The sequence below is a fragment of the Sodalis sp. RH20 genome, from assembly GCF_047324205.1.
Classification (GTDB): Bacteria; Pseudomonadota; Gammaproteobacteria; order Enterobacterales; family Enterobacteriaceae; genus Acerihabitans.
Genome location: NZ_CP178733.1, coordinates 2,282,238 through 2,306,278, shown reverse-complemented (window position 1 = coordinate 2,306,278; position 24,041 = coordinate 2,282,238). Strand labels below are relative to the sequence as shown.

Annotated in this window: 18 protein-coding genes; 11 read left to right on the top strand and 7 right to left on the bottom strand. The window is 55.5% G+C overall.

The genetic code is table 11. From position 1 onward, the window contains the following. Positions 1 to 30: 30 nt before the first annotated feature. Positions 31 to 414: a lysozyme inhibitor LprI family protein gene (locus tag ACL2XM_RS10635; RefSeq protein WP_413732862.1), complete on the top strand. Its 384-nt coding sequence runs from the start codon at positions 31 to 33 to the stop codon at positions 412 to 414. Positions 415 to 530: 116 nt separating this feature from the next. Here the strand turns inward: ACL2XM_RS10635 and ACL2XM_RS10630 are convergent, their stop codons facing one another. Further along, entirely contained in the window at positions 531 to 1,436 is a 906-nt protein-coding gene (locus ACL2XM_RS10630) for a LysR family transcriptional regulator (protein ID WP_413722750.1), read from the bottom strand. A 97-nt stretch (positions 1,437 to 1,533) separates the two neighbouring features. On the opposite strand from ACL2XM_RS10630, the gene ACL2XM_RS10625 reads away from it, so the two are divergent. The 5 genes from ACL2XM_RS10625 (at position 1,534) to ACL2XM_RS10605 (ending at position 11,456) form a co-directional block, all read left to right on the top strand. Continuing rightward, the gene (locus tag ACL2XM_RS10625; protein ID WP_413732861.1) at positions 1,534 to 2,160 is read left to right on the top strand and encodes a glutathione S-transferase; all 627 of its coding nucleotides are present in this window, start codon (positions 1,534 to 1,536) and stop codon (positions 2,158 to 2,160) included. 2 nt (positions 2,161 to 2,162) lie between these two features. Further along, the gene (locus ACL2XM_RS10620) at positions 2,163 to 3,077 is read left to right on the top strand and encodes a pyridoxamine 5'-phosphate oxidase family protein (RefSeq protein ID WP_413732860.1); all 915 of its coding nucleotides are present in this window, start codon (positions 2,163 to 2,165) and stop codon (positions 3,075 to 3,077) included. A gap of 172 nt (positions 3,078 to 3,249) precedes the next feature. Then, positions 3,250 to 3,438, top strand: a complete 189-nt coding sequence (locus tag ACL2XM_RS10615; RefSeq protein WP_410015315.1) for a hypothetical protein — start codon at positions 3,250 to 3,252, stop codon at positions 3,436 to 3,438. A 797-nt stretch (positions 3,439 to 4,235) separates the two neighbouring features. Continuing rightward, positions 4,236 to 7,514 carry a hypothetical protein gene (locus ACL2XM_RS10610; RefSeq protein WP_413732859.1) on the top strand — a complete coding sequence of 1,093 codons (3,279 nt, stop codon included), beginning with the start codon at positions 4,236 to 4,238 and terminating at the stop codon, positions 7,512 to 7,514. A 390-nt stretch (positions 7,515 to 7,904) separates the two neighbouring features. Beyond that, the gene (locus tag ACL2XM_RS10605) at positions 7,905 to 11,456 is read left to right on the top strand and encodes a hypothetical protein (protein ID WP_413732858.1); all 3,552 of its coding nucleotides are present in this window, start codon (positions 7,905 to 7,907) and stop codon (positions 11,454 to 11,456) included. On the opposite strand, the gene ACL2XM_RS10600 is transcribed toward ACL2XM_RS10605, so the two are convergent. The 5 genes from ACL2XM_RS10600 to yebS form a co-directional block, all read right to left on the bottom strand. Beyond that, the gene (locus tag ACL2XM_RS10600; RefSeq protein ID WP_413722755.1) at positions 11,442 to 11,975 is read right to left on the bottom strand and encodes a hypothetical protein; all 534 of its coding nucleotides are present in this window, start codon (positions 11,973 to 11,975) and stop codon (positions 11,442 to 11,444) included. The genes ACL2XM_RS10605 and ACL2XM_RS10600 overlap by 15 nt on opposite strands. A 179-nt stretch (positions 11,976 to 12,154) precedes the next feature. Continuing rightward, the gene (locus ACL2XM_RS10595) at positions 12,155 to 12,346 is read right to left on the bottom strand and encodes a YebW family protein (protein ID WP_410015311.1); all 192 of its coding nucleotides are present in this window, start codon (positions 12,344 to 12,346) and stop codon (positions 12,155 to 12,157) included. Positions 12,347 to 12,573: 227 nt separating this feature from the next. Further along, the gene (locus tag ACL2XM_RS10590) at positions 12,574 to 12,819 is read right to left on the bottom strand and encodes a DUF1480 family protein (protein ID WP_410015310.1); all 246 of its coding nucleotides are present in this window, start codon (positions 12,817 to 12,819) and stop codon (positions 12,574 to 12,576) included. A gap of 232 nt (positions 12,820 to 13,051) precedes the next feature. Further along, positions 13,052 to 15,682 (bottom strand): MlaD family protein, encoded by a 2,631-nt coding sequence (locus ACL2XM_RS10585; RefSeq protein WP_410015309.1) that lies wholly within the window; start codon positions 15,680 to 15,682, stop codon positions 13,052 to 13,054. Next, positions 15,654 to 16,904, bottom strand: coding sequence for a membrane integrity lipid transport subunit YebS (yebS, locus tag ACL2XM_RS10580; RefSeq protein ID WP_410015308.1), 1,251 nt, complete (start codon positions 16,902 to 16,904; stop codon positions 15,654 to 15,656). Before yebS ends, ACL2XM_RS10585 begins: the two co-directional genes overlap by 29 nt. 236 nt (positions 16,905 to 17,140) lie before the next feature. Between yebS and ACL2XM_RS10575 the strand changes: the two genes are divergently transcribed. The 4 genes from ACL2XM_RS10575 (at position 17,141) to htpX (ending at position 21,602) form a co-directional block, all read left to right on the top strand. Beyond that, entirely contained in the window at positions 17,141 to 17,638 is a 498-nt protein-coding gene (locus ACL2XM_RS10575) for a GAF domain-containing protein (protein WP_413722756.1), read from the top strand. Positions 17,639 to 17,733: 95 nt separating this feature from the next. Continuing rightward, positions 17,734 to 18,456 (top strand): RNA chaperone ProQ, encoded by a 723-nt coding sequence (proQ, locus tag ACL2XM_RS10570; protein ID WP_413722757.1) that lies wholly within the window; start codon positions 17,734 to 17,736, stop codon positions 18,454 to 18,456. Positions 18,457 to 18,475: 19 nt separating this feature from the next. Then, a complete protein-coding gene (prc, locus tag ACL2XM_RS10565) occupies positions 18,476 to 20,524 on the top strand; it encodes a carboxy terminal-processing peptidase (RefSeq protein WP_410015305.1) in 2,049 nt (682 codons plus the stop codon). Positions 20,525 to 20,720: 196 nt separating this feature from the next. Continuing rightward, entirely contained in the window at positions 20,721 to 21,602 is an 882-nt protein-coding gene (htpX, locus tag ACL2XM_RS10560) for a protease HtpX (protein WP_413728505.1), read from the top strand. Between the two features lie 12 nt (positions 21,603 to 21,614). On the opposite strand, the gene ACL2XM_RS10555 is transcribed toward htpX, so the two are convergent. Then, entirely contained in the window at positions 21,615 to 23,018 is a 1,404-nt protein-coding gene (locus ACL2XM_RS10555) for an MFS transporter (RefSeq protein ID WP_410015303.1), read from the bottom strand. A gap of 213 nt (positions 23,019 to 23,231) precedes the next feature. On the opposite strand from ACL2XM_RS10555, the gene kdgR reads away from it, so the two are divergent. Beyond that, a complete protein-coding gene (gene kdgR / locus ACL2XM_RS10550) occupies positions 23,232 to 24,023 on the top strand; it encodes a DNA-binding transcriptional regulator KdgR (protein WP_410015302.1) in 792 nt (263 codons plus the stop codon). Positions 24,024 to 24,041 lie beyond the last annotated feature (18 nt).

Here is a 24,041-nt window from a genome sequence, read left to right as displayed (position 1 = left end):
ATCGAGGTTGAAATGGAACGAAAATGTGTAATGGGAACGATCGTTTGTTTCACATGCTTAAGCGGGGCAGCGCATGCGGCGGCTGATTGTTCGAAGAAAAACAGCGATTCTGAGGTATATATCTGTGCGTTGGATAACCGTGTGGCCGCCGAGAAAGCGCTTAACCGAGAATATGCCGCAGCGAAAAAACGCATCCGCGACGTTTTCGCCAACGAAGCGCAGGTAAAAAAAGAATACCAGGCCGTATTTTTAGCGGCGCAGCGGGATTGGCTAAATTACCGGGAGAATCACTGCAAGCTGGTGGCCCATGTTGCCGAGAAAAATAGTAATCCGTATAAGGTTTTTACTAATGAATGCGTCACTAAACTTAACGAGGAGAGAGTGAAGGAATTAAAGCGCATCCCCTATGATTGAACCAGAGGAAATGGCACTGGCCGAGGTTTGCGGCCAGTCTGCATAAGTAGGCCCCTTTTTGATGCGCATTTCCGCCTGGCGTGATCCGCATCATCTGTCAGCCTGGGGGGCGGCGGTTACATTCCCTGCGGCTGTATCGGTCCCAATTGGCTGAGCTGCTGATAAGCATAATCCCAAAACGCACGGACTTTTGGCGGCATGCGCTGCACATTATTCGCCACCAGCTGGACCGGCAGCGGCAAAGGTTCATATCCAGCCAGCAACCGGACCAGGGTACCGGCAGCCAGGTCGTCCGCCACCTGGTAAGACAGCAGCCGGGTAATGCCCTTACCGGCGCGCGCCGCCAGCAGCTGTGTTTCTATATCATTGAGCAGCAGGCGCGGCGCTAACCTTACCCGGTCGCTATTTTCATGCGGGCCGAAGCGCCATTCACGCAAAACGGGGCGTAGGGTGCCGACGATAGTGTCGTGATCGGCCAACTGCCCAGGTTCCCGTGGCTCCCCGCACCGGGCCAGATACGCCGGGCTGGCTACAATCACCCGTGTGACTTCGCCCAGCCTGCGCGCGACTTTGGATGAATCCTGCAAATGGCCGATGCGTATCGCCACATCAAGCCCTTCATCGATCATATCGAGATTACGGTCGTTCAGCAGCATCTCAATCTGGATATGCGGATAACGTTCAAGAAAGGACAGTACCACCGGCGCCACATGCCGGCGGCCGAACTGTACCGGAGAGGTGATGCGCAGCAAACCGGTGAGCTGAATTTCCGCGGTATCCATTACCGCGTCCTGGTAATCGTTCAACAGCGCGCGGGCGCGCTCCGCCAGCCGCAGGCCGGCCTCGGTCGGCGCCAGCCGCCGCGTGGTGCGCTCCACCAATCTGGCGCCGAACCGTTGCTCCAGCGCGGCAATGGCACGGGTTATCGCCGGTGCGGAGCGGTGCAGCTTACGGGCCGCGCCGGCCAGACTGCCGTGCTGGATTACCGCCACAAAAATAGTCAGTTCATCTAACCGGTCCATAAATTATTCCGATAAATGAAATTATCAATTGCCATATTCCCGCATTCTTTCCACATAACGCAAGAGTATTCTGGAGAGACCACATCAGGAGGTATTTATGCCAACGTTGCAACTTTACGCTACCCCGCATTCCGGGCACTGCCATCGCGTGGCCTTGCTGCTAGGTATGCTTAAGCTTTCTTATGATGTTATCGACGCCCCGGCCGCCCTACGGCGCACCGTCGATTTCCAGCGCCTGAATCCGGTTGGCCAGATTCCGGTATTGATTGATGGGGATAAGATCCTGACAGACAGCAATGCCATTATGGTGTACCTGGTAAAACGCTACGCGCCGGGCAGCCACTGGTTGCCCGAGGAGGCCCTGGCGGCGGCGCAGGTACAGGTATGGTTGTCCAGGGCCGCCGGGGAAGTACGCTATGGTCCCGGCTCCAGCCGGATGGTGGTGCAATTTGCCGCGCCTGAGGATTATCCGGCGGCGCTGGCCATCAGCGGGCGTTTTCTACCGCAGATGGAACGACATCTGGCTAAACGGGCGTTTTTGGCCACCGACCAGCCCACCATCGGCGATTTGGCCTGCTACAGCTACGTGGCCGCGGCGCCGGAAGGCGGCATTTCGCTGGCGCCCTATCCGGCAATCCGACGTTGGATCACCCGCATCGCCGCGCTGCCAGGTTTCTTCGCCATGCCGTCGCTGCCGCTGCCGCAAACCGCCCAGGAGGAGTGAGCATGTTTCATCCCGACGAATTGCGCGCCCAGGCGCTGGCCGGCTTTGCCGCCGTCAGCGGCGGCATTTATTCCACCATGCCCGAGCAACACCGCGAATTTTTTGCCGCGCTGCCATACCTGTTTGTCGCGACGCTTGATGATCATGACTGGCCGGTTGCCACGGTATTTAGCGGTCCGAAAGGGTTCGTGCGCGCGCCGGACGCTACGCATTTGCGTATCAGTTCTCCGCGCCGGTTGGACGATCCCGCCCAGGCCGCGCTGCAAACCGGCCGGCCAGTCGGCGCGCTTGGGCTGGATTTCAGCAATCGCCGCCGCAATCGTGTTAACGGTTTCGTCGGGCGCACGGATAAAAACCGCATTGAGATTATTGCGCGCCAGAGCTTCGGCAATTGCCCGCAATATATCCAGCGACGCGAGCTGTACCCCGCGCCCGCGCGCCTTTTCCCCATCGAGCGCCTCGGCGCTCTGGACCAGGATGCCAGAACCCTTATCGCGCAGGCCGATACCTGCTTTGTCGCCAGCGCCGCACACGTTGAGCTGGCGGAGGGCGGGGTGGACATCTCACATCGCGGCGGCAAGCCGGGATTTATTTATCTGGACGACGAAACGCTGTGGATCCCGGATTTTCGCGGCAACCGTTATATGAACACGCTGGGTAATTTACTGGCGCAACCGCGCGCGGCGCTGGTATTTATCGATTTTGCCCAGGGGGATATTTTGCATCTGCAGGGAGAAACCCGGATCGTCTGGCAGTTGGCAAGCGGCGAGAATGTACAGGGCGCGGAGCGCTACTGGTGTTTTAAACTGGTCAGCGCCTGGCGTATGCGACAGGCATTGCCCTGGCGCGGGCGCAATGTGGAGTTTTCTGCGGCGACATTACGCACCGGCATATGGCATGATGATGACCGTCCGTAAGGATTGACCCGCTTCATTACCCGGTTTTGAACGGGCGCGCCGCATCCCTTAACGACCTTCTCCGGCGCTGCCGCTGAGCCGTTGGGTGAATGTAAGACGGGAACCTGTGCGGTATTACCAAACAGCGGTGCTATAATGGGCAAGACAAAATAACGCGACTTAGGATAAAACAGTGGAATTTACCACCGAGAAAACCAGTAACGGTGAGTTATTAACCATAACTCTGATAAGCAAAATCGGCGCCGAAAATTACCGCGCACAGGAGAGCATACCGGTCATGTATGCCGACGCCGATGAAATCCGGCGTGCCAAAACGCGATTGCTCTCGCACTTTAACCAGCGTAACGAAGCTGCTGACTAAAACACCGCGCTATGCCAGGCGAAACACCTCCTGCGCGGACTTAAGCGGCATGCCACAATCTACCGCTAGCCGCCCGCGATCGGTACTTAATTCCTATTGCGCCGTGATGCCCGGCACGAGGTTAATTTGCCACGTCATCCCTATTAAGCCTGCTAAGGCGGACAGGCGGCGTGCTTGTGGTTGATCGGAATTTCCCCGGCTCAGGCACGCCTGGACAACGGAATAAAGTGAAGGGTTAATTCCCAGGGTGCTGATGCAATTTGTTTGATGAATATATAATTATTAAAATAAACTGAGTGATTATAAAAATAGACAAAATGGCTTTATGTCTCGGTGAATAACTATTGTAATACTGGCTTGTGTGATATTTCTAATGAGCGCCAATAGTTATGTGATAATGGCCATTCTTCTATTTTTCCTCATTATTCAGGATTAATATGTATATATCTAATAACGCCGAAACAATTACATCGTTAAATGAATTGCTAAAAAATGAAACCACCAATGAAGGTATTGTAGAAACCAAGAAATTATTCAGCGCCATCAAATCTTTGAATAATACCGACCCAGTACCGGCCCACCAGTTCATCCGACCCAGCAAATCCAAATCCACGCTGGGGCATAACCTGCTGCGTTATTTGTACTTGTCTCACTCTATGCTGCCTGATACCCCTAGGGTTGATGGTAACGCCTCTAGCGCATCTCGGTTTATCGCCGTGCCGGGAGCCTATCATGACGCCTTATCGCGTCCGGACAGGATGAACAGCACTGCTCATTATCCTGTGGATGCCAACGCAATGTCTGTTACAACCTTAGCCGTCCCCGCCCGCACAGACACCGGCGCGGTATCTTTTCCTGGCGGCAAATGCCAGCCGGCGGGCCGTAAAGCCGCACACAGGCCGTCGCTGGCGAAACAAAATGAAAATGTCGCCAATTATTTGCAGGTCGTCTCCCGGCAGGGAAAGGACGATGGCGCGCAAATAGAATCACTGATAAACCGGGTGATCGATTGCCTGCCACTGCCCGGAGAATGCTTAGCGGGATTAACCCGGGTATTATTGCGTAATACCGGTGAGTTTGGCGCCCAACCGGGGGAAAATCTCAGCGTTGACTATCAATTGAGGCAGGTAAAAAGCTGGGTTGCCGGCAATGTGCTCAACGGTACGGTGGATAATTTTATCGCGCAGATTATTCTTAATGCCGGGGCGGGGAAATATGGCGAAAAACCCCGTCGTGCGATTGATATTGCTGGATTAAACCGTAAGATTGATCAGCATTTTGCGATGTTTAAAACCCTGACGGTGGCCTCGGTCAAGTATATTTTCAGCCACATCATCGTGCCTGTTATGCCCACGCTTGACTTGCCGGCGGATAATGCCGCCGGAAAGATGAATGATATCGGGGATATTGATTGGGTCTACCTGCACGCAGGCACGCAATTTGCTCAGGAAATGCATCTTGACGTGGGGCAATGGTCTAGACAGGCGCTGTCATCCTTAGGCTTAGCCCTGGAGGCCATGCTGCTTTCCGATACGGTTTCGCCCGGCCTGATCCGCTTTTTCATCCGTCCCGCCTGCATTTATTTCCTGGTAAATAAAACTGTTGACGGCAAACCGGTAAACGATAGGTATGTTATGGACGACCCCGCCGTCAGGCGGCTGGCGGTGGAGCAGTTCTTCGACGATAGCCGGTTGCTAAAGGAACGTAATAATCCATTCAACCAATTCAGCGAGGCCATGCGGGGTTATCGCACCCGTACCCAATTAGCCGAAGATATTTTACATCAGCGCTGCGCGCCTGAGGCTACCGGTCATTACGCCGTTGATGTGGAGAGCTATAAAAATAATCACGATGAGTATAGCTGTTTAAAAAATAGCGCGGGTGCTAATCCTCTCATTGAGTTATTGCCTGATATTAATGAGCTGTTTCGTAAACAAAATCAACATATCGTCGACTGTTTCCGCGCGGTGGACGTGCTGACGCTGGCGGAAGCCTTTGCCACGCTGTCCCCAACGGATTTGCAACTGCTTAAAAATAACACCGTTAAGGTGGCTAGCGCGCATTTTTCCGCTTATGACCAATATCGAGGCGTGTTGGGAGCGCATACCATTCCACGTAGTACTTATATCATTCCATTATCGGCAAGCGCGGTATTGTTCTCCACTACTGGCGCTGATGAACACATTTTTGCGCTTGACCGACGCGATACTTCCTACGGCTTAAAACGCATCGACCGCGACCCGCGTCATTATTATGCGTTACTGGATGACATCACGCCGCGTAAAGACCAGGATTATGTCCTGAAAATCATCGCGGGCGCCAGCGAGGCCGCGATATTAAAAAAAATAGGGCAACAACTGGATGATTTAATTCTGAGTTTGTCCAGGCTGGCGCAGGATGATCTGCGACTGCAACTGGATAAAGGCGGTTACGACGCCACCACTCAGGAAAAGGTGCTGCAGGGGATAACGTCTTTAGTACCGTTGCATGATTGTATTTCCGGAATTATCGCCCAGTCGAGGGAAGCGGTAGTTCCCTGCCTGTTTGATGTTTTCAGCCTGATGCCATTACTGGGTAAGGCGGGATCGTTGGTTTCCCGTATGGCCCTGAAGGGCGGCATAGGGACCGCCGGAGCGGTGCGTATCAGCCTGGCCAGTTATGCGGCCAGGATGTCCCTGACCGAAGCGTTAACCGCCGGTGCCCGACATTTTGTCCGCCACGCCATGGTGCCCGCCGCCGGCGAACTGAGCCAAAAGGCGCTTATCAGCCTGGCGGTGGACTTAGCCCGCTTTGCCGATCCCGCCATGGTGGAGGTCATGTTCCATGCCGGGGCGGCAGTGAACCGGCGGCTTGTTGTCGCGTTAAAAACCGTCGCCGGGTTTATGCCAGACATTGCGCCCATCCTGCCAAAACTAGACGTGCTCGCACATGCCGGCGGTAACGCGGTAAAGCCCGTTGTTTATAAAACCGCACGGTTGAAAGGAACCCAGCGCTATTTCCCCATCATCCCGTTAAACGGCGATACTTACCGGCGCAAAACCATTTATCTCCTGGTTGATTCCCGGTCGGGGGAGGCGAGCGGCATAAAATATACGCTGACGCGCAAGAATGAACTGGTTAGGGTACCGAAAAAAGCGGCGGTGAACCTTAAAAATATATTGCAGGAAGGGCTAGGCGGTAAAGGGAGCGGCAGGGCGGCAAGAGTGTGGAATACGCAGCTCAGCTATGATGATTTAATCGTGATGTCATTGCCGCAGTATCCTAATCCGCAATATCTTCAAATTGAAAGCTATGGCTCCCGCGAGGCTGAGACCATCCTGTTTCCCGAGCATGGCATCCCATTGCAGCAAACGCCGTTGGAACGCAAGGCCTATATCGAGATGTTTAACGCCCTGCCTAACAACCAAAAACTGGCCATGCGGGTATGGAGCCTGATAGAAGGCGATAAAACCCGTTATCACGATGGACAAAAAAATCTGGCGCAAATAGGGCTGTCCCCGATCAACGCCGAAATCAATGTTCATCTGCATCAAAACCATCCGGTATCACGCTGGGATCATGCGGAGAAAATGGTATTTATGGGCTTGCTGGACGCGATTGCCAGCCCGCTGCCTCGCCAGGCCGGTGAATATTTGCGCGTGGCTGAGTACCAAGCCAATCAGGTTAATCCCTGGGGCGACAGTCTGGGGCCGGGCGAAATTGTGACTAATTTTCCGGCATTGATGAGCGTCTCCTCGCAGGATACCTATGCACGCTTGTTTACCGAACAGACCGCCGAAGAAGCGGCGGAAAATCAGGTACAGACATTGATTTATTATAAAATCAAAGACGGTGCCACGTGCCTTCCGCTGCCTTATCCCATAGCCAGTACCGTCGTCACCGAGCAGGAATATCTCTATGCGCCGCGGTCGTTTTTCCGCGTAGAAAGTGTTAGCAGCGTAACATTGGTCGGTGGTGAGATGTATCCGGCCAAACGTGTGGCGGTAGTGTTGCGAGAAATTAGCCAGCCAGTGGCCGCCGCCAAAAATCTTTTTACCGGCAAAACCATTCATTTTGACCTGCCTGGCGCGCCTTAACCCCGAGCCGAACAGGCTTAACGCTATTTTACGTTTATTGTAACCAATGTTTAAAGGGGTCGGCTTAATGTCAGGTATTTCCCATAACCCAGCGCTAGCGATACGGCGACTTATCGCACCGGCGAGCACGTAATGCACAATATTACATTCTAGATATATCACTTGTTAATAACTTCAAAAGGCATGCTGTTTATTTAATAAGGAAATCGAATGGGATTATTCACAGTTCATCGACAAGCAAATCAGCCGGCTATTAATCAATTATTATTGTCCAATGACATCACCTCCCGCCAGCGGCAAAGTGCCGAAATGCTTTTCGGCGTATTAGATTTCGCGCGTAATGATTCCAGCTTATGGGTCGCGCCGCCCGCAGCGTACGCAAATAACTCTGTGAAAAACATCGGCGCGAGACTGCTTTATGCCTATGGTTTGCTGGCGCGCCCGCATCAATCATCCGGCGCGCCGCCGGAGGATGCCGCGGGGAAAAACGCGCTGGCGGGGTATAAAATGCCCCAGGCAACCGATGTGTCGCCGGAATATACCGAAACCAGGGTGCGGCGTGATTTACCTCTGACCGGAGAAGGGCCGGATCCTCATACTGCGGAGGATATCCGTGCGGCACGGTATATTGAACAGCGTAATAAGGGCTGGTCGAATAATAAACCTATCATCGACTTGAGGCGGCAAAATGAAAATATAGCCAGGTTACTGGATAAGCTTTCAGGGCATGCCATGGCTACCGGCAACCCTCAACTCCCTCCGGCAATGAATCTCGTGGCCCAAACGGCGCGTTTTCTTATCGCCACACCCGATGGAAGGGCCAGGATCGCCTATGTTTTGTTGCTGGATTCCGGTCTCTACGGCGCTTCTCCGGGTGAAAGGCTGACCAGAAACGCCATGAGCAAGGTGGTGAGTGACTGGATGGCGGAAAATATATTCGGGGCGGATATCGAAAGCTTCATGGCCCGGAAGATGCTGGGTCTCCTGGCGTCCGGGGCACGGGATCCGGCCTTTGGTTCAGCAGGTTTAAATATGGAGGCCGGTCGCGGCGTCATTAACAGCATGCTTGCCTTATTCAATGGCGACGGGGCGGCTTCGGCCGGTTCGGCGGCAACCGGTGAATCACCCTGTTATCGTTACCTTATCGATCATATTGTTGCGCCGGTCCTGCCGACATTATTTTTTTTCCGGGAGGATATCCCCCCGCATGCGCTTGTATTCGGCACGCTGGACTGGTGTTATCTGCATATCGGACTTACTTTTGCCGCTAAAAGCACGGTGGACATCGGCGATATGGCGGCGGCCGAAGTCATCGAAATCGGCTGCACATTATCGGCGCTGATGATGATGGGATCGCTGTCCGCCGGTCTGATTGATCTTTTTACGTTCCCCGCGCTGATGCACTATCTGAGCGCCAGGCTGGATGAAGACAGGGATGCCGCCCGTAGGATTGATGTGCGCGCGGCTGCTACCCAACAAGATGCGCTGATGCTTTTTTTTTCATCCGGCAAAGCCAGGGAAAAAGCGGTTAATCCGTTTAAACAGTTCGGCGACGCTATAAGTGGATATAAGTCGCGCACGGAGCTGGCCGGGGACCTCTTAACAAAACATTGTGGCGGCCAGACGAAGGATGAATCTGCGCGCAGGGTGGCCGTTTACAAAAGCTATCCCGGCGGCTACGCCTGTCCGCCCGGGGCCGCCAGCCGCCAGAGCGCTAAGTCTTTGGAGAATCTTCCTGACCTTAATAAGATTTTCGCGGCGCAAAACCAGGATATTGCCGATAAATTCGCCATTATCGACCGTTTGCTGATCCTGGATGCCGTCACGTCGCTGCCGGCGCCGGAGCTGCAATTTTTCACCATGTCGACAATCCGCCGGGCGGGAGCGGATTTTTCCGAGCTTAATCCCCAGACCGGCCTGCCGGTAGAATATTTTATCGTCGGGGCGAAACCTGCTGTGCCGCTTTTGCCGGGCATCGAACTTTTGCTGGCCGCCAGCAACGGCGAGGAACGGATTTTTGCGTTGGGGCGCGATGAATCGGGCTATTGGATCAGACGCATCGATCGTGATAAGCAAAATTATTATTCTTTGATGAAAAAAAATCTGGCCGGGGGGGATAAAAATTATCGGCTTAATATCTACGCCGGTGAAAATGCGCAAGGCCTCTATAAAACCCCTGAAGAAACGTTGGCCGCGGTTAGCGAAAGACTGGTGAAGCAGCATAGAAAAAAACTGGCCGCACAGCTCTATACCCGGGGATATGAGGAAACCACGCATGAAGCATTCAGACGTTTCCTGCTGTCGTTTATTCCATTTTATCATTGTGTCGAATGGAACCCGCACCGGCAGGAGGAGGCCCTAATCTCCTGCGTTGTGGACGGCCTGAATTTCATCCCACTGGCGGGGCAATCCGCAGCGTTGTCATCACGGATACTGACAAAAGCGGGGATGGGCGGCCTGGCCTCAATGCGTGTGGGGATGGCCGGCTTCGCAGGTGGAAATAGCCTGAAAATAGCCTTGGGCGCGGGGTTGCGATCCTTTGCCAACGTGGCCATGGCCACCTTGGCCGAAGAGCTTGACCGCAAGGCATTGACCAGCATGCTGCTGGCTTTGGCCCGGTCTTTAGACCCCGGTATTGAAATGGCGGGCATGCTGGGTAAAGCGTCAGTGCTGCAGGTACGTCTTGCCGCCAAATTACTGCGCGGCCATAGCCCGACCATGGAAAAGCTGATGCTGAAACTGGACGGCAGTGCGCTGAGCGACGCGCTGCCCGCCGGTATCGAACATTTTGAAACCGGGCGCCTGGCGGGATTCGAGCGTGATATCCCGATCGTCAGGCTGGGGGGTGATCGTTATCTTGGCCAGCCGGTCTATGTCAGGATCAATCCGCAAACCGGCGACCGCTTCGGGATAAAATATATTCTGGCGCAAGGTAACAGGTTAGAGGCCGTGCCCGTAGCGGCGGCGACGCGCTTAAAAAATATTCTGCATACCGGTCTGAGCGGCCGTGGCGCGGGCCGGGCGGCAAGACTCTGGAACCAACAGGCCAGCGTCGATACCCTGGTGACTCATTCTCTTTATGGCGTGGAGTGTACGGCGCATATCTCGCGTTATGGCGATCCGGGAAGCGAAGCGCTATTGTTCCCTGAAATGGGTATTCCCCTTACCCAGGCTCCCCTGGATTACGCGCAATATCAGGCTGTCTATCAAACCCTGTCGGTAAGCCAGACCATCGCATTGCATTTGTGGTCGTTGGAGGCCAATGGCATAAAAATATATAAATACAATAACCTGCTGTTGGATCTGACGGGTTTTTCGCGCGCCAAAAGCAGCATCAATGAAAATCTGTGGCATCAGGTACCGCTGGAGAGGTGGGCGCAGACGGACCGGTTACTTTACGAGGATTTAACCGGTGCTCTGCAACACCCTTTTCCCAGGCAAGAGGGAAGCTATCTGGCGGTGGGACAGTATCCGGCAACCGAGAGCATTCCCTGGGCGGATATCATCGCCCCAGGGGATATAGTCACCAATTATCCTACCTTTCTGACCGTCGCGCCCGGGGATAATTTTGCCAGGTTAATAACCGCCAGCGCCGATCGGCAAGGATTGGCGGGCGACCAACGCAGGCAGGCCATTGTGTATTATAAAATTGAAAACGCCCGGCAGGCGATACCCTTGGTAATCAGAGGCGATAATAATCAGATGGTGGGTCTCGAGCATATCTACCAGCCCGATCGTTTTTTCCGGGTTAAAAGTATCTCAACCGCCTATTTGATAGAGGGACAAATCCACCCTTCGCGTCGCATAGGTGTGGTTCTCGATGAATTGATTGGACCAGTAAACGAGGCGAAGAGCATGTTTACCGGTGAAAATGTGCCCGTCGCCAGCATGGAGTGGGCAAATATCGTAAAACGTTACCATAAGCCATTACTGTCTATCTGAGCCCGGTCCGGCGACACGGGTATTGACCCGTGTGATAAAATCCGCCTTTTCCACGGGCTGCGTCTCCAGCACCTGTTTCAATACCTCATAGCAATCCTCAATATGGGCGTTGCCGAGGACTTTCATGGCGCTGAAACTCAATCCCGCGGCGGCGGCCTGGCCGATAATCGGCACATAACGGGCCACCGACTTGGTGGCCACCCGCACACCCACTCGTTTAAGCACCATTTTTACCAGCTCACGGGTGACGGTGCTGCCGATAAGCCGGCTGCCAATACCGGTGATCGCCACCAGGGTGTATTTTTTGCGGTTGGGATGCAATTGCTCAATCTGGGTGGGCGACAGGCCGAATTTCTCGTTAATGGCCGGCAGCAGCGCCATCAGCAGCGACACATCGGTGCCGATATCGAAACCTGGGATGGGGATAACCGCGGCTCCGGCGGATAAACCGGCGCGGCGGGTGACCATTTTTTTACATTCCCTGCGCACCTGTTCCAATTCAGCCAAACTGTTGATCATAACGTATTCCTGTAGCGCTGATAAAACATACCCATAGGCGGCCGTTCGTGGCGCCCGCGGCTATCGTAGCGATAGGTTGCCGCGTTGGCCGGGATCGGTAGAATAGCACTCAACCCTCAGTAACATATTCCCTGACTGTCTTTAGTCGTCAGCCTTCGGGCTGACTTTTTTTTTGCCGCTTAAAAATCGGCATATTCACTGGCCGGCAGCCAGATGCCGTCAATAAACCGTTCGATGGGATAACACCCGCCGTAACGCAACCGCTGTTCCCGCATGATCGACAAACATTGCGTCTCGCTGCGATAGGCGCCAATGAAGACTTCCTCACAATCCTGTCCCAGGTAACAGATAAAAATCATTAATGCATACATGACGGGTAGCCCTTTACACAATGCCATCCGGCCTGTTGCCGGTTTATCTCTGGTAAGCGTGAAGTATAGCCCAGCTGCGGCAGATAATGGGGCGCGCATCTACGCCCTGGGTCTGCAGCGGGGGCACAACAATAGCGAAGGAGGGATAGTGGTCGGCAAAGGGGTATAACCCTGGCGACGGTGTATCCCGGCGGGAATAGCCCGCCCGTGCAGCGGGGTTGATCGTATTATTCCAGGCGCATAATCCAGGCATCATTATCATGATCGTAATGTTGCCGGAACAGCACCTGTTCTTTTCCGTCGAGGATCGCGGGGATGCTGGTATGTTCATCCCAACCGTCAAGCTGTTTGCAGAGATCGGGGTCGGATTTACAGGGAATGCGCAGGAGATTTTGGACATTGCGATCCGCTCCGGCGGAGAGTTCGGCGTCGTCGACTTCGAAACTTCCTATTTTGACAGTAGTCTTGGTCATATTTTTAGCCCTTCTACGCTGTCTCGCCAGGGTCATTCCTGAGGCAAGCTACGTATTAAGCATAGCCAAGATCGCACAAAACGCTAAAAGCGCGCGCCCGATGGGAAGAGGGCAAACCAGCAAGCGCGGGTATGACGGGATAATCGTAAAGGCGCCTTTAGCCTTATTACCCATCACACCCGTTCCGGTCTCTTGCGCACTCTGACCTTATTCCAAGCGCAACCGGCGCTGTTTAACCCTGCGGAGGAATGGCGGTGCCCCATTCATGCCATTCTTTAGGCTCTTCCTCGCTGAGGACGAAATGCTTACCGGTGGCGGCTTTTGGCGCCAGCGGCGTCGTCGGCGGGGTGGCGAAAGCAATGCCGCCGCGAATAAACTGCTGGAAGGTGCCGCTTTTTACCGAGCCGCCGGTGAGACCGAATTTAAGATCATATCCGGATGCCAGCCAAAATACCGAATTATTGCGCACCAGATGCTGGTATTGCTTACTGATCCGCAGGGCGACATAAACCCGATCCGCCAGCGAACCCAGCGACAGATTGGTTACGGTGCCCACCTCGATGCCGCGGTATAATACCGGGGTGCCGATTTGCAATGAGCCGGCCTCGGGAGTGTCGACCACGACATTTAAGCCGTCCAGGTAACGTGAGTCGGTAATCGTGGCCTGCTGCAGCTCGAAATTACGCGTCGCCTGGCCGCGGCCGGGCTCGACGTTGATATAGGGCTGCAGCAGCGTTTCCAGATGATTGACGCCGGCGGCGGAAATCTCCGGGGTGACCACGGAAAAATGCGTTCCCACCCGGGCGAAGGTTTGCACATATTCCGGATAAAGCACGGCCTGGGCCATAACCTCGCTGTTTTCGGTGGACAGTTTTAACGTTTCCAACTGGCCGATATCGATCCCCAGATAACGGATGGGCATGCCCGGGGACAGCTTACTGGCATCATAGGTGCGCAGGACGATCTGGCTGCCTACCGCGCGGGCGGCGTTCTCCGAACCATACAGTTTACGCGGCGCGCCTTTCGCCAGCACCGCGCCATCGAGGTTATCGAAGCTGATGGCGCCTTTCAGCGCACGGTCGAGCGGCGAGGCCTGCACGGTAATGCCGCTGCCGTTAATCTGCATGCGCGCGCCGCCCTCGGCCCAAAAAATACTATTGGGCGTCAGTAATTTGCGATACTGGGGATGGATATAGACATCGACATCGAAGCTTTTCGCCGTCGGGCGTACGTCGATGATTTCGCCCACCTGGAACTTGCGGTACATCACAATGGAGCCGGTCTGGATATCGGGCAGGCTATCGGCGGTGAGTGTCAGCGTCGGGGCGGGCTTGTCGCCCTGAATACCCTGTTCCGCCATTTCCCGGTTGCCATAAAGGGGATACTGGTCCAGCGGCGCCCCCTGGTTGCCCGGAATGACCACGATGCCGCCGTCCAGCCATTCCTGGGCGCTGGTGCCGAGCACCCGCACGCCGTCCAGTCCGAACTTCACGTCGACCCGGCTGTTAACGATAAATTTGGTGTTTTTATGCAATAGATCCGCATAGTCGGGTTTGATCGCCGCCTCGAACACGACCTGATTGTCGACCAGCTTGCGGCTCACCACTTTACCGACCGGGATGCCGTGCAGTGTCAGCGGCTGGCCGCTGTCGATGCCGTAACTTTGCGGCGCGGTCAGGCTAAAGGTGCGCACGCCGGGTTCCTGCAATAGCATATGATTGCTGTCGAGCAGGGTAAAATGCTGCTGCGGCTCGCCGCCGCCCGGCACCAGTTCCAGCGTTACGCCGCTAAGCAGGCTGCTGAGATTGGTGTTGTTCAACGACAACTGCGGCGTATGCATTTCGATACGAGTGCCGCTGCGCATTAAATCGACAATGGACGGATTGATGGTCAGTTCGCCGGTGACTTTTTTATCTTTCCCCAGCGTCAGTTTGGTCAGGGTCCCCACCTCCAGCCCTTGGTATAGCAGCGGGGTATGGCCCTCGCTGAGATTCTGTCCATCAGGCAGGTCGAGGGTGATTATCACGCCGCGCTGGCTGTGGGACAGGTCGGGATAGAGGATATAATTGTCGTCGGACCGGGCCTGTTCGCCCTGGGCGGGGGAGTCAAAGGCGATGGCGCCGTTCACCAGCGCCGCCACGCTTTCCATCTCCAGTTTGGCACCATGGAAATCCACATCGGCCTTCAGGCCGGAAACGTTCCAGAAGCGGCTTTCCTTTTTCACCAGATCGGTAAAGCGCCTGTCAATCAATACATCGATATTGACGCCGCCTTGGTCGCGGGAAACATCGTAGTCATAGACTTTTCCCACCGGCAGCTTGCGGTAATACACCAGCGAGCCGGTATTAAGCGAACCCAGGTTATCCGCATGCAGATGCACCAGCAGTTCCCCGGTATTCACCCGGTACTTGGGCTGGGTATCGAGGGCGATAAAATGATTTTCCTCTTCGCCTTTGCCCGGCATCATGCCGATATAATTACCGCCGACCAGCGCATCCAGTCCCGAAATCCCTGCCAGCGACGCCTTTGGGGTCACCAGCCAAAACTGGGTGCCTTTGCGCAACGCGTCGCGCATATCGCGCTTGATGCTGACCTCGACCCGGATGCTTTTCAAATCGTCGCTCAGCTTGATATTTTGCACGGTGCCGACTTCCACGCCCTGATAGCGTACCGGGGTGCGGCCGGCGACAATACCGTCGGCGGACACAAAATCAATGGTCACGGTGGAGCCGCGTTCCTGGATGGTGCTGTAGACCAGCCAGCCGGCAATCAGCAGGGCGATGAAAGGCAGCAGCCAGAACGGCGATATGCGGCGTTTATTCCTGACGGCCGCGCTAGTCGGTGTAGTCGGCGTTTGTTGCATGTGCATCCCATATCAAACGGCTGTCTAACCACTCGACAGCAAGAATTGTCAAAATAACGGCGGCGCCAAAATAAAACGCCGCCGGTCCCATGGTAAAGGCCAATAACTGATCGCGATCCACCAGCGACATGGTGATGGAGATAACGAATAAATCCAGCATTGACCAGCGCCCGATCCAGGTCACGAAACGTAATAACCGAATACGTGTTTTCAAGCCGTGCCGGACATTGAAATGAATCGTGATTAATAAGGTCAGCAGCACCACGACTTTAATGAACGGCACCAGGATACTGGCGATAAACACCACGGCCGCCACCGGGATATTGTCCGCCGCCAGCGAAATGATGCCGGCCATGATGGTGCTTTCGTTGCGGCTGCCGTTAATATAGATAATCGAAATCGGCAGCAGGTTGGCGGGAATAAGCAGCACCATCGCCGCAATCAGCGCCGACCAGGATTTTTGCAGGCTGTGGCGCCGCCTCGCGCGCAAGGGCACGTGACAGCGCGGACAGCGCCCGCGCACATCGGCTAAGCCGGTAAAATTACAGGCCAGGCAAACCCTGAGGGCCGCGGTATTGGTACGAAACGCCAGCCGCGCCGGCTGCGGATAAAACCGTTCCCATAACTGGCCGATATTCAAATGCGTCAGCGTCATGATACTTAACAGCGTCAGCGCGATAAACGCCGGCAGCGCCAGGCCGGTGGTCACGGCGGCATAATCCTTGACCTTAATGGCCGCCACCCCCATGCCTATCAGGTAAATATCCAGCATCACCCATTCTTTAAGCCGGTTGAGCATCAGCAGCACCGGGCGCAGGTTCATGCCCAGCCGTTGGCCGAAATACAGGTACAGCAGGGAAAACACCAGCGTGCAAGGCGCGCCGATGGTGCAGAAGGCCACCATGCTGGCGGTGATGGGATCCCCCTGCATCGCCATCTGCCAGATGCCGTGCAGCAGGTTGGCGCTGATGGCGGTTCCCAGCAGGCGCACACGAATCAGTGCATCGGCGTAGGCAAACGGCATCAGCAGCAGCATGGTCGCCGCCATGGCCGCCAGCCGGTTAATGGCCCACTCGTTGCCCACCGCCACCTTTGCCCGGCAGCGCGGGCAGAACGCATCCTGATATTGGCTTAATTCCGGCAGGATGAATAACGCGTCGCATTGGGCGCAGCGCTGATCGCGGCCCTGGGGGAGAGCGCAATGGATGTGCTGTATTTTCATATTCCGGGACGCTTCGCGGGGTTACGCGCCATCATGCCTGCCTTTCTTATTCCATCAAACGGCAATCGCCACCGGCATGATAGTGCCGGATAGGTTTGCGCAAACATACCTGCGGATACTGGCTTTGTGAAGTCATAACGGGTTAATCTTGTGGCCGTGGGCATTTATTGCTTAAGGTATTGCGACCGGTCCTGACGGCCGGCATTTGAAAGATTAGCTCATTTATTGGTTTTAATATGAAAAAACAACAATGCTATGCTGAATTACTACAAAATATGTCGTCGCTGATCGAGGGCGAGACGCATTTTATCGCGGCGATGGCCAACTGCAGCGCATTGCTCTTCGAACATCTTGATGGCGTTAATTGGGCGGGTTTTTATCTGCTTGACGGTGATACACTGGTGCTGGGCCCTTTTCAGGGTAAAGTGGCCTGTGTGCGCATACCGGTGGGCAAGGGCGTCTGCGGCACCGCGGTGGCGCAAAACAGGATCCAGCGGGTAGATGACGTACACGCCTTCCCCGGACATATCGCCTGCGACGCCGCCAGTAATGCCGAAATCGTGTTGCCGATTACCCTCGACGGCCGCGTGGTTGGGGTACTGGACATCGATAGCACGATTTACCATCGCTTCGACCAGGACGACGAGGATGGGCTGAAAGCCTTGGTGGAACGGCTTTGTCAGCAGTTGGAGCACACCGATCTGCGACGTTTTATCAATAATACTTTATATTGATAGACAGATAACGTGGCATTTGCCGATGGCGTCATTATAATGACGCCTGTTCATGCCTGCGCTGGTTGGCAAACCCGTTGTAATCAGGAAAATTCATGGAAAATCAACCCAAGTTGAACAGTAATAAAGAAGTCATCGCCTTTCTGGCCGAGCGGTTTCCGCTTTGTTTCACCGCCGAGGGCGAGGCACGGCCATTGAAGATTGGTATTTTTGCCGATCTGGTCGCGCGCATCCAGGGGGAGGACAGCCTGAGCAAGACGCAGTTGCGTTCCGCTTTACGGCTTTATACATCAAGCTGGCGTTACCTGTACGGCATCAAACTCGGTGCCCAGCGTGTCGATCTTGACGGTAATCCCTGTGGCGAATTGGAAGCGCAGCATGTAGAACATGCCCGCAAACAGCTTGAGGAAGCCAAGGCACGGGTCCAGCAGCAACGTGCCGCCCAGCAGGCGAAAAAACGCGAAAATGGCGAAGCGCCGGCACCGCGCCGCGCCGCGCCGGCCAACGAGGCCGCCGCAGCCAAAAAAGGCCAGGACGCCGCCGCGCCGCGCAGGCCGCGCCCAGCCAATCGTCCCAAGAGCGATGCCAAGACCGACGCTAAGAACGTCCGGGCATCACAACCGGTTAAACAGGCCGCTCCGGCGCGCCAGGTACCGGTTACCGATATATCAAAATTGCATATCGGCCAGGCAATCAAAGTCAAGGTGGGCAAAGATCCCATGGAAGCAACGGTTATGGAAATTGCCAAAGAAGGGGTACGTGTGCAGCTTTCTTCCGGGATGGCTTTGATTGTGCGCGCAGAACACCTGCAGTTCTGATACGGAGGCCGACCAGGGCATGAACAAATTTGTCAGAGTAACTGCAATTGCAGGGTTGTTACTGGCGGGATCGGCATCGGCGAATGATAATAAAATCACCCGCGCCGACCAGATTCCCCAGCTTCACGAAGAAGCGCAACAAGAGACCGTCAGCGAACGCGTCACCGCACGTTTCACCCGATCCCATTATCGCCAGTTTGATCTGGATGATGCGTTTTCGGCCAAGATTTTCGACCGCTACCTCAACATGCTGGATTACAGCCATAATGTCTTGCTGGCCTCCGACATCGCGCAGTTCGCGGATAAGAAAAACCAGCTGGATGATGAACTGAAAAGCGGTAAGCTGGACGTGCCGTACGCACTCTACAACCTGGCGCAGAAGCGGCGTTTTGAACGCTATGAATATGCCCTGGCCCAGTTGGCCAAACCGATGGATTTCACCGGCAACGATACCATAGAGCTCGATCGCAGCAAGGCGCCCTGGCCGCAAAACGAAGCGGAGCTAAATAAGCTCTGGGACGCCAAGGTTAAATACGATCAGCTGAGCCTTAAGCTCACCGGCAAGGATGATAACGAAATCCGCGATGTGCTGACCAAACGTTATCAATTCGCCATCCGCCGCCTGGCGCAGAGCAACAGTGAAGATGTGTTCCAGCTGGTCATGAACGCCTTCGCCCATGAAATCGATCCTCATACCAATTATCTTTCGCCGCGCAATACCGAACAGTTCAACACCGAGATGAGCCTGTCCCTGGAGGGCATTGGCGCGGTGCTGCAAATGGACGACGATTACACGGTGATTAATTCGCTGGTGCCGGGCGGGCCGGCGGCGAAGAGTAAAACCATCACCGTCGGCGATCGCGTGGTGGGCGTCGGCCAGACCGGCAAGCCGATGGTGGATGTCATAGGCTGGCGGCTCGACGACGTGGTGTCCCTGATCAAAGGTCCGAAGGGCAGCAAGGTCCGTCTGGAAATACTGCCGGCGGGCAAGGGCACCAAGACCCGCATCGTCACCGTCACCCGCGAGCGTATCCGTCTTGAGGACCGCGCGGTGAAACTCACCATCAAAGAGGTGGGCGGTCAAAAAGTCGGCGTACTGGATATACCCGGTTTTTATGTCGGCCTGACCGACGACGTCAAGGTACAGCTGCAGAAACTGCAAAAACAGAACGTCAGCAGCGTCATCATCGATTTGCGTACCAACGGCGGCGGAGCCCTGACCGAGGCCGTCTCCCTGTCCGGGTTGTTTATTCCCAGCGGCCCGGTGGTGCAGGTGCGCGACAATAACGGCAAAATCCGCGAGGACAGCGACAACGACGGCATTGTTTATTACAAAGGCCCCCTGGTGGTGCTGGTCGATCGTTTCAGCGCGTCGGCATCGGAAATCTTTGCCGCCGCCATGCAGGATTACGGCCGGGCGCTGATCGTCGGCGAGCCGACGTTCGGCAAGGGCACGGTACAGCAATACCGCTCCCTGAACCGGATCTACGATCAGATGCTGCGCCCGGACTGGCCGGCGCTGGGCTCCATCCAGTACACCATCCAGAAGTTCTACCGGGTTAACGGCGGCAGCACCCAGCGTAAAGGGGTGGTGCCGGACATCATCATGCCCACCGGCGACGAGACGATTGAAACCGGTGAAAAATTTGAAGATAACGCGTTGCCCTGGGACAGCATCAAGGCGGCCACGTTCACCAAGACCGGTGACCTGAAACCTTTCTCCTCCGAGCTGTTGAAAGCGCATCAGGAAAGGATTGCCGCCGATCCTGAATTCCAGTATATCGCTCAGGACATCGCCCGTTTCCACGCCTTGAAGGATAAGCGCAATATCGTTTCCCTTAATCTGGTACAGCGTGAGAAAGAAAATCACGAGGACGATGCCATACGGTTGCAGCGCACCAACGAACGCCTGGTGCGGCAGGGTAAAAAACCGGTGAAGACGCTGGACGCTATCCCTAAGGATTACCACGAACCCGATCCCTACCTGGACGAGTCCGTGCATATCGCATTGGATCTGGCTAAGGCCGAAAGCGCACAACCGGCAACGCAGCCGGCTGCCGTCAAGTAACGTAACATAGAGTCGATTATCAAGGCGCCTTAACGGCGCCTTTTTTATGACCGGCATACGGGCGGGAAAAAGCTTAACAAAATGTAAAGTTATGTCTTTTTAGGCACTTAATGCCACGCAATGCTTGAAAACGCCAGGGAAGCCCATACCATCAAGGCTAACGCAATGGGCGTTATTTTCAAGGAATCACCTTCTTATGATGCGTATCGCTCTCTTTCTACTCACCAACCTGGCTGTGATGCTGGTATTCGGTCTGGTACTGAGCCTGACGGGGATACAATCTTCCAGCGTGACCGGGTTAATGATCATGGCGGGTTTATTCGGTTTTGGCGGCGCGCTGGTTTCGCTGCTGATGTCGAAATGGATGGCGCTGCGGTCAGTCGGCGGGGAGGTTATTGAACAGCCCCGCAACGAGACCGAACGCTGGCTGCTGGAGATGGTCCGGCGGCAGTCGCAACAGGCCGGCATCGCCATGCCGCAGGTGGCTATCTACCCGGCGCCGGACATCAACGCCTTTGCTACCGGCGCCCGGCGTGATGCCTCGCTGGTGGCGGTCAGTACCGGCCTGCTGCAAAATATGAGCCGCGACGAGGCAGAGGCGGTCATCGCCCATGAAATCAGCCACGTGGCCAACGGCGACATGGTGACCATGACGCTTATCCAGGGCGTGGTGAATACCTTCGTGATCTTTGTCTCGCGCATCCTGGCCCAATTGGCGGCGGGCTTCCTGTCGTCCAATCGTGATGAAGGCGAAAGCAGCAACGGCAACCCGATGATTTATTTTGCCGTGTCCATGGTGCTGGAACTGGTGTTTGGCGTACTGGCGAGCATTATCACCCTGTGGTTCTCCCGCCATCGCGAGTTCCATGCCGACGCCGGTTCGGCAAGACTGGTCGGGCGCGAGAAAATGATTGCCGCGCTGCAGCGCTTAAAAACCAGCTATGAGCCCCAGGAGGAAAGCAGCATGCTGGCGTTTTGCATCAATGGCAAAACCAACTCGTTCAGCGAGCTGTTTATGTCCCACCCGCCGCTGGATAAGCGTATCGAGGCGCTGCGGGCCGGTACCTATCTCAAATAACGGCGGGGCGGACTAGTCGGCGCCGGAGAAGCTGTCGTCTTCCTGGCGCTGAGGGTTGCCCTGCTTAATGCGCAGCGCGCTCACCAGCGCCGCCGCCGTCGCAAAGCACCCGGCCAGCACCAGCGCCGCGTGAGTGCCGGTGGCGCCGAACAGATTAAACATCAGCGCCACCAGCGCCGCGCCGGAGGTTTGGCCGAACAGCCGGGCGGTGCCGAGCATGCCGCTGGCCCCGCCGCTGCGATTGCGCGGCGCCGAGGTGATGATGGTATGGTTATTGGGCGACTGGAATAAACCAAAACCGGCGCCGCACAGCATCATCCGCCAGATGATTTCCCCATCCCCGGGCATGGCGGGCAACCAGGCCAGCGAAAACAGGCCCAGGGCAAAGGCGCCCAGGCCGATGGCCCCCAGCAGACCCGAATGTACGCGGCCTATCAGCCTTCCGGCCACCAGGGCCAGCAGCATGGTGGCCAGCGGCCAGGGCGTCAGCAGCAGCCCGGTCGCCACTTCGCTGCGGTTCAACACGCTTTGCAGATAAAAGGGCAGGGACACCATAGCCAGCATTTGGGCGCAAAAAGAACAAATAGAGGTTCCCATCGACAGCGCGAACAACGGGATGCGAAACAGGTCCACCGGCAGCAGCGGCCAAGGCTGCCGCAGCTGGTGCCGGACAAAAAACACGCCGATGACGGCCGCCAGGGCCAGCTCGAGCAGTATCCATTGGCCGCCGACGCGTTGTGAAAATCCCCCGAGCGCCGAGAGCAGCAGTCCGAAGGTCAGGGCGTTCAACAGGGCGCTGAACCAGTTAAACCGCTGTCCGCGGTTTTTCAGCGCGTTGACCGGCAGGAACCGCCGGCCCAGGTAAAACGCCAGCAGGCCGATAGGCACGTTAATGGCGAACAGCCATTGCCAGGAGGCGATGGATAACACCCCGGCGGCCACGGTCGGACCGGCGGCGGTGGATACCGCCACCACCAGCGTATTAATGGCCATGCCGCGCCCCAGCAGGCGCGAGGGATAAATTATGCGTATTAAGGCGGTATTGATGCTCATCAGCGCCGCGGCGCCCAGTCCTTGCAGCACGCGGGCGCCAATCAGCATCCAGAGATTGTCCGACAGGGCGCAGACCATCGACATCAGGGTAAATACCGCCAGCCCGCATTGATAGACCCGCCGGTAGCCGTAAATATCCCCCAGGGTAGCGAAGGACAGCAGCGTCATGATGATGGACAACTGGTAGGCGTTAATCACCCAAATCGACGCGGCGGGGCTGGCGTGCAGTTCACGGGCAATGGTCGGCAGGGCCACGTTGGCGATGGCGCCGTCCAGAACGGCAAGGCTGATGCTGATGATGATGGTTAATATTGCGCCGTAACGTTGTGGGACAGGCAGGCCGTCGGCAGAGTTCTGGGTCATGAAGGATTAACATCCCGTTAAAAGCATTATCCTAGCATTAAACAGGGGATCGGCGACCGCCGCGCACTCGGATAAATGTAATAAAACGTTCATGCCCGGTTAAAAACATCCTGCAAAGACAATGGTGATTGCGTTAATTGCAGCCTTGCCTTTATAATAAAAATCATGTTCTATTTTTTTTAAAACAAAACAATTATCAGGACTTTTATCACCATGGCGATAGCAGATTTAGACAGACAGCCCGACTCCGTATCGTCTGTATTAAAGGTATTTGGCATTTTACAAGCCTTGGGCGAAGAACGGGAAATCGGTATTACCGAGCTTTCACAGCGCGTCATGATGTCCAAAAGCACGGTCTATCGTTTTTTGCAGACGATGAAATCCCTTGGCTACGTGTCGCAGGAAGGCGAGTCGGAAAAATATTCTCTGACCCTCAAGCTGTTTGAGCTGGGCGCCAAGGCCTTGCAGAATGTGGATTTGATTCGCATTGCCGATATCCAGATGCGCGTGCTGTCCAACTTAACCCGCGAAACCATTCACCTGGGTTCGCTGGATGAGGACAGCATTGTCTATATCCACAAAATCGACTCCATGTATAACCTGCGCATGTACTCCCGGGTCGGTCGCCGCAATCCGCTTTACAGTACCGCTATCGGCAAAGTGCTGCTGGCCTGGCGCGACCGGGACGAGGCGCGGGAAATTCTTTCCGGCGTGGTGTTTAATCGCAGCACCCAGCGTACCGCCGCCAATGCCGCGGCTTTGCTGCCGGAATTGGATCTGGTGCGTGAACAGGGCTTCGGCGAGGATAATGAAGAGCAGGAAGAGGGGCTGCGCTGTATTGCGGTGCCTATCTTTGATCGCTTCGGCGTGGTGATTGCCGGCTTGAGTATATCCTTCCCGACCATCCGCTTCTCGGAAGAGAGTAAAAGCGATTATGTGAAGATGCTGCACGATGCGGCGCGGAATATCTCCCAGCAAATCGGCTATCAACACTATCCGTTTTAACCGGCGGTCCAGCGCAGA